The organism is Gottfriedia sp. NPDC057991 (assembly GCF_042886615.1).
Taxonomy (GTDB): Bacteria; Bacillota; Bacilli; order Bacillales; family Bacillaceae_G; genus Gottfriedia.
Genome location: NZ_JBHVQN010000016.1, coordinates 1 through 7,529 on the forward strand (window position 1 = coordinate 1; position 7,529 = coordinate 7,529).

The following is a 7,529-nucleotide window of genomic DNA, read 5'->3' on the forward strand; positions in this document are numbered from 1 at the left end:
CACACCCGTTCCCATACCGAACACGGCAGTTAAGCTCTTTTGCGTCGATGGTAGTTGGGGGTTTCCCCCTGTGAGAGTAGAACGTCGCCTGGTTTACCAAAGTATCAGCTAATCAGCTGGTGCTTTTTTTATTTTGGATCCGTTAATTGTTGATATTTAATAAATATTAAAGGACTGTCAATTTTTGATAGTCCTTTAAAGTCCTTTGTACAAAATTTGAATACCAAGTACTTGAAGCAACCGAATCTAGTCATTCAGAATTATCTATAATATAAGGAATTGTATCAAGCTGTTTAAAAACATAAGTTTCATTATCAATTTTTATTTTAAAGGTTCTTCTTTTTTTATCATATATGATTTTCAAATTATGAAACTTAGAACTATTTATTACATACGTCGTATCTGTTTTCTGTGAATAAATTCCTTTATCTACTTCAGAACGATTATAATAGTAAAATGTATGATGGTCATCTTCATCAAATACTAATGTTGCAAATGGAAGTTTTTTGCTATGGTAAGTCCCTATTAAAGTTGACTCATCTAAATTCTGTATTTTAGGCATGTTTATAGCTAAAATAATAAATACAAAAACCAATAATAGAATAATACTTTTATCAACCCAATTTTTCTTTTCAACCTCAGGCATTACACTCTACACTCCTTCCTTAATTTAAAAATATTTAAAGAAATGAAGAACTATTCTAAATACAAACCAATTAATCAATTCAATACCGAGTTATTTAATCTTTGAATTAATCTTAAGTATCTAGCTCATTGATGTAATAATCCTAGTTGATCAACTAAAACTAACACAAAAAACGAACTGTTCATAACAGTTCGTTTCATGCTGTTGAAAAAAGTATTTGTCAATAGAGTTTGGAATGATCATTGATAAGTAAGTAGTGTGATATTGATTTCCACTACAGGGTGCTCGCTTTCCATGGGGCGAGACCTGAGCCTGCGGGGTCTCAGCCTTCCCGCTAATCCCATAGGAGTCGAGCATCCCTCCATTCCGATCAACTTATTCATCAAAAAAAGTCTGCAATAAATCCTAATCAAATAGCCTTTACTTAGGGTAACCTAACTGTTGTATATTAATCAGCTTGTAGGTCAATTAATATCGAACATTAATTAAACTAATCGACTGAATTTGTTTTTCTAAAAATTAGCTCATAATATTTTTAACTTCTGAAATAGCCATTACTAGTGTTATTGGAATCTGGAATCATAAAATCGCTCAAACCTATTAACATTTAAAAACATTAATAGATAGATCATCCAAAAAATGATAATTTCATCATTAATAAATGATCATGTAATGTCCGTTTTCTCTATTGACCATTTTATATTTCAACACTCTGAAACGAACTATTCATAACAGTTCGTTTTCAGTAACAATCACATGCTTTAGTACTTAATAAAGAAGTTAATTACTTGGTTTATCCACTTTTTTTAAAATAACTCTACTTATAGTATCTTTCCAGTAAATTTCATAATATACTTCTTTTTCCTTATCAATAAATTCACATCCGCCGCACTCTCTTTTTTTACCATGAAATTCACCAGATTGATTTAATAAAAACTTCTCTCCTCCGATCGTTGCATTATTATAACTAATCAAATAGTGTGAGTATGACTTAATTAAATCTTTATCATATTTTCCTTTATATTTTAAAGTTGTTTGAAATAAGATATCAGTTCCGACCAAAGTCATTTTGTGTGAAACTTCCCAATTATTATCGGTTCCTTTAAAACTAACAGACTTAGTACTAAATAAATGATTTACAATTTCTCCGTGAACTGTAGTAATTGAGTTAAATAAGAACAATAAACTGAAAGTAAGATGAGCTATTGTATTTTTCATTTTAAATCTCCAGTTTTTTATATTTAATATTCAATTAAATGATGTGTTTTTATACAATGATAAATCCTTATTAAACTAAATTTCTATTTGCTATAAATTTGGATGGTACATTTATTACTTTTTACAATTGACTTACAGAGAGTATGAAACTTAAGGTAGAGTGCTTAACTGAAGGGTAAAAAGTTGTAGAAAATTTTTATTAAACACATATAGTAAATAATGTAGACATCTTTACTTTTTAATTTACACATAGTATGATGATTTCAATAAGTTAGATTTCAACGAACATAATAATAAATGAGGTGCATTTTGTGAGTGCAGTAGGTTCTAAATAGGAAAAAAATAAATGAAATAAATAGGATGAAAAAAAGGGGAATTGTAGAAATCGTACCCTTAATTTTGTCATGTATTTATTTCAAACCTATGAAGATACCTACAATACTTTATAATGCGGATAATGAAATTAGTATGGCTATTCTGTAATAGCTTATTTAACTATATTTCAATTATGATTGCCTTGTAATGTGATTAAAGCTGCGGTATCTACGCAGCTTTTTTATATTTTTTCGGGCAAAAACAGCTCTTTATTTCTACAAATAATTTCATTGGAATCTAACTAGTAGGTATCTCCATTTATGATCGATAAAATCATATTAAAGAGGAGAATTAAAATTGAATAATATAACATTTGAAAAGTTACAATATAACGAATTAAAAGAAATAGTAAAATCTTATTGTATAAGTGGATTAGGTAAAAAGTTGATAAATCAGTTAGAACCTAGTACCAATATAAAAGTAGTTAAAAATAGATTAAATGAGACAACTGAAGCTCAGGCAATATTAGATGCAGAAGGACATGTACCATTTTTAGGTGTTTCTAACATTGAAAATATTATTCAAAATCTTGAAAAGGGTTTGATATTAGATCCAAGTGATTTAATCAGTATTTCGGACTTTTTAAGAGGATGTAGAAGAATTAAAAAGTTTATGCAAGATAACGTATTTTTTGCCCCAATTCTCGCTTCTTACGCAAACTCAATGAGTGAATTTATAAGTATTGAAGATGAGATTAACTTCTCAATTAAAGGAAGTAGTGTTGATTCTGCGGCTAGTAAGGATCTTAAACGTATACGAAATAATATTGAATCAGTTGAAGAGAAAATTAAAGATCGTTTAAATAAATTTCTAAGTAGTAGTTCAAATAAAATGTATATTCAAGATTTTTTTATAAGTAAGAAAGATGACAGATATACAATACCAATTAAAGCTTCCTTTAAGAAGCAAGTTCCTGGATCAATTATAGAAGTTTCTTCTAAAGGGTCAACAGTCTTTATCGAACCGAATACAGTAACTAAATTAAACAGTGAGTTAGCAAGCCTAAAAGCTGAAGAGGCAATGGAAGAATATCAAATACTAGCTACCCTTTCAGGAATGATTTTAGAAAAAATTTATGAAATAAATATAAATATGGAGTTAATTAGCCAATATGATATGGTGTTTGCTAAAGCTAAATTTAGCAAACATATTGGTGGAGTTGAGCCGAAATTAAATGACTTCGGATTTATAAAGTTAGTTGATTGTAAACATCCACTATTAGCCGGTAATGTAGTTCCACTTAATTTTGAGATAGGGGAAAGTTATCGAAGTTTAATCATTACGGGACCAAATGCTGGTGGAAAGACAATCGTTCTGAAAACAATTGGCTTACTAACTTTAGCAACAATGTCAGGTTTCCATATTATCGGAGACGCGGGGACTGAAATTGCAGTATTTGAAAAGGTTTTTGTTGATATTGGTGATAATCAAAGTATAGAAAATGCACTAAGCACATTTTCATCACATATGAAAAACCTTTCAGATATTATGGGGGTTTCTAATAATAATACACTTTTACTATTTGATGAAATAGGAAGTGGTACTGAACCGAATGAAGGGTCAGCACTAGCAATCTCTATATTGGAAGAATTTTATCTGATGGGATGTATTACAATTGCAACTACCCATTATGGTGAAATTAAGCGTTTTTCAGAAATGCATAGTGACTTTATGAATGCAGCAATGCGATTTAATAGTGAAACACTAGAGCCAATGTATAAGTTAATAATCGGGAAATCAGGGGAAAGTAATGCTCTATGGATATCTAAGAAAATGAATATTCGCGAAAATGTACTTCAAAGAGCGAAAGAATATATGGAAAATAAAGAATATCAATTTGAAAGAGTAAAAGAAAGTGCAATAAGGAAACCAAAGATTGTCAAATTGAAAGCAGAAGAAAAGGTTAGCTACCAAAAAGGTGATCGAGTAAAATTATTAGATTTTGATAACTTTGGAATTGTTTATAAAGAAATCGATAATTTCTATAATCTCATTGTTTTTTACAATGGTGAATTTTTGGAAGTGAATGAAAAACGAATATCTTTAGAAGTAAAAGCTGCTGAACTTTATCCAGAAGGATATGAGTTAGATACGTTATTTGTTGATTATGAGACAAGGAAATTGCAGCACGATATTGAACGAGGTTCGAAAAAGGCACTTAAAAAGATTCAAAAAGGAATGAGAAGTAACGGGGAGTAATATTTACTGTATATATTCGACAAATTATTGTACTTTGTATACAAACTAAAACATCAGCCTAAAAGCTGATGTTTTTGATTTAAGGGAAAATTCATTTTCAAGAAAACAAAACAAATTTAAGCTTAAATGAATAGACTATACCAAACTACATGATTGGGGTCTTGATATGAGGAAATTTTCTTATATAGATTTAATCGCCACGTTAAATATAGAAGATGCACATCCAGGTGGGTTTGATTTAACAAAAAAAACATTAAGATTTCTTCCACTGACATCAGATAGCCAAGTTTTAGAAGTTGGATGCGGTTCAGGTAAAACTGCTAGCTATTTATATGAAAGTTACAATTGTTCAATCACAACAATCGATATAAACAGCCGGATGCTGGCCAATGCAAGAAAACGATTTAACAAAAAGAAAATTCCAGTTACTCTGCATCAAGCAAGTGCAGAAAACCTTCCTTTTAAGGATAATTCATTTGATATTATAATTTCAGAATCAGTAACAAGTTTCACAAATGTAGAGAAATCATTACATGAATATGTAAGAGTGTTAAAAAAAGGTGGTTATTTTCTTGCCATAGAAATGACATCTGAGAGATCACTAACACTAAAAGAAGAAAGTGAAATAAAGGATGTTTATGGTATTTCAAAAGTAAAAACGGTAAGAGAGTGGGAACAAGCATTAATCAAAGGGGGGTTTAGAGACTATAAAATCCTCAAAGGAAATACAATAATGAATACATCAACAAACCCAATTGATTCACTACCATTTCAAAAGTTACCACCAGAGGGAATTGAATTGCTTCATAGATTTCAAGAAATACTAGTGCGTTATAAAGATGTGTTAGGATATAGAGTATTTTTATGTAGAAAAAGATAGGCATAATAGCTTATCTTTTTTATTTGATTTACAAATGTTTACCAGGATTGGATTAATACATAGGTATCAGACTATTATATCCAAAAAAATTTATGTGGATTTAACCAAGCTAGTCCAATAATTCCAAGCTATTAAATATTCATCTAAATCATTTGGGTGATGTCTTATACATGTAGCTAACCTAAAGTATAATCCAACTAATACGTTTCTATATATTATGTGAGAATCATTATTTTGTAAAAATTTCAAATGACTGACTGCAGTAGAAATTGTTTCTTTAGTTAGATTATCTGGAGAAGAACAAAACGCATAGATTAAATCATAAAGTGGATCACCGAACACTGGAGTAGGATCAATAATTCCACTTAACTTTCCTTTATTAAAAATAAAATTGTGTATACCACAGTCACCATGTAATAAAAAAGGTTCACCTTGATAAGTGATTTGATTTGAATTATTTATAATAGAAAAGATAAGTGTATGATCTTTCTTATCTAAATACGAATCTAAAGTTTTATAAGACTCTGCTATTCTACTCATAAGAAAATCTGACCATGAATTTGATAAATCATCTGCCCATCCCCAATCAGTAGCATTAGGGGAGGATACGTAATTATTTATTAACTGTTCAACAATAGTTACTAGTAATTCCGTTTTAGTATTTCTAACATAATTTGTGCTACCTGGAATGAATGGATAAACTATGTATTTAAATGTTTTTTCTGCAAATAGTAAATTGGGTAATAAATCTATTTTGTTATAGAAATTAAGAAAATATGCTTCTGATTCTAGTACACGAGGATCATTTAACTTAATAATATATTTACTCTCGTTTTTTCTGTTACTTAGTAGATATATACTGCTTGATGTTCCACCGGTTAGTTTAGTGTACTTAATTTCTTTTTTGCTAATTAAATTCATGCTTGATAAATCATTAATTAATGATTCTATTTGCATAGGATCCTCACCCTCATTATTAATAATGTATTTATCTAAGTATACTCTTATAAATCACCGGTCACCATGAGGATAGATTGGAAAATGCTTATTAATCGCCACTTTATTTATTCTTAAAAATGTTTTGGCAATTGTATAGGTATATGTACATAAGCAAAGTATGTAAATAATTATAATGACTTGAATGAATTTTTTCATAATAACTCCTATTCATATATTTGATGCTTTTATTCTTTATCTAATGAGAGGGAGTTATTTTCGTATTAGTAATTAAAAGTATAATGATGGTGTTTTAGGACCCCTTTTCACCCATAAAATAAAGGGTGTCTCAAAAGTCAGCAAATGACCAAAGAGACATACCCACAGTAATTGAATATAAGATTTTATTGAGCTATTAAAAAAAGAATAGTGCAGCTAATGCGACTCCTGCAACAAAACCAAGTGCAATTGAAATACCAAATCCGCAACCGAAGAATCCGCATCTAAATCCATCTCTGTCAAAATCTCTATCGTCTCTTCTGTCGTCTCTTCTATCAAATCTTCTATCAAATCTTCTGTCGAATCGATCATCAACTCGATCATCGAATCGATCGTCAAAGCGATTACCAAACATATTATCAAAACGATTTTCATTGCGGTTACTTCTATTTGAAAAGTTTCTTTCTGAGAATGCTCTATTTGATTGGTTTCTGTTCATGTTACTTCTATTACGATTGGATGATCTATTAGAATTCTGACGATTTTGATTGACTGGTTCAATAAACACTCGATCTTCAGATACTCTAGTAATACGGCCAACATGCTCGTTTCCTTCTTTATCGAAAATGCGTACAACCTGCCCTCTAAAATTATTACATAATTGATGGGCTTCATTACATTGCATAACAATTCCTCCTTTTCTTGTACTAATCTATGGGAGAGGAATAGTTTGTGCTTGTACTTATACCTAGTTGTACAAATAACTAATTAATTTATTTGAAATTTACGTAAATTATTTTTGTTAACTTTTGTAAAAGAAATGCTTGCAATCAATTGGACGAGATGGTATATTTGTTTATGTTGTCACGACAAACCAAGTGAGAACAACAAAAAATAATAATAAGTTGTTGACAAATGATTCGACAAAATGTTATTATATTAAAGTCGCTTCTGAGCGACAAAGTGAACTTTGAAAACTAAACAAAACATGAAGTAAACGTCAATTATTAGTTTTTTGAGCATTACAAGATTTAAACTTAACTTTTATGGAGAGTT

6 protein-coding genes and 1 rRNA gene are annotated in these 7,529 nt (G+C 29.7%); 3 read left to right on the plus strand and 4 right to left on the minus strand.

Going from position 1 to position 7,529, the window contains the following annotated elements; all coding sequences use genetic code 11:
- Positions 1–93, plus strand: a 5S ribosomal RNA gene (gene rrf, locus ACFVR2_RS24985); the annotation flags it as partial.
- Positions 94–250: 157 nt separating this feature from the next.
- Here rrf and ACFVR2_RS24990 read toward each other — a convergent pair.
- Together ACFVR2_RS24990 and ACFVR2_RS24995 are read right to left on the minus strand one after the other, a co-directional pair.
- On the minus strand, positions 251–646 hold the full coding sequence (locus ACFVR2_RS24990) for a hypothetical protein (RefSeq protein WP_387368176.1): 396 nt from the start codon (positions 644–646) through the stop codon (positions 251–253).
- A 780-nt stretch (positions 647–1,426) separates the two neighbouring features.
- On the minus strand, positions 1,427–1,864 hold the full coding sequence (locus ACFVR2_RS24995; protein ID WP_387368179.1) for a hypothetical protein: 438 nt from the start codon (positions 1,862–1,864) through the stop codon (positions 1,427–1,429).
- Positions 1,865–2,536: 672 nt separating this feature from the next.
- On the opposite strand from ACFVR2_RS24995, the gene ACFVR2_RS25000 reads away from it, so the two are divergent.
- Positions 2,537–4,438: an endonuclease MutS2 gene (locus tag ACFVR2_RS25000; protein WP_387368181.1), complete on the plus strand. Its 1,902-nt coding sequence runs from the start codon at positions 2,537–2,539 to the stop codon at positions 4,436–4,438.
- A gap of 166 nt (positions 4,439–4,604) precedes the next feature.
- Complete coding sequence (locus tag ACFVR2_RS25005) at positions 4,605–5,318, plus strand: class I SAM-dependent methyltransferase (protein ID WP_387368184.1); 714 nt, start codon at positions 4,605–4,607, stop codon at positions 5,316–5,318.
- A 90-nt stretch (positions 5,319–5,408) separates the two neighbouring features.
- Here the strand turns inward: ACFVR2_RS25005 and ACFVR2_RS25010 are convergent, their stop codons facing one another.
- On the minus strand, positions 5,409–6,275 hold the full coding sequence (locus ACFVR2_RS25010) for a phosphotransferase (protein ID WP_387368187.1): 867 nt from the start codon (positions 6,273–6,275) through the stop codon (positions 5,409–5,411).
- 394 nt (positions 6,276–6,669) lie between these two features.
- Positions 6,670–7,158 carry a hypothetical protein gene (locus ACFVR2_RS25015; protein WP_387368189.1) on the minus strand — a complete coding sequence of 163 codons (489 nt, stop codon included), beginning with the start codon at positions 7,156–7,158 and terminating at the stop codon, positions 6,670–6,672.
- Positions 7,159–7,529: the final 371 nt, after the last annotated feature.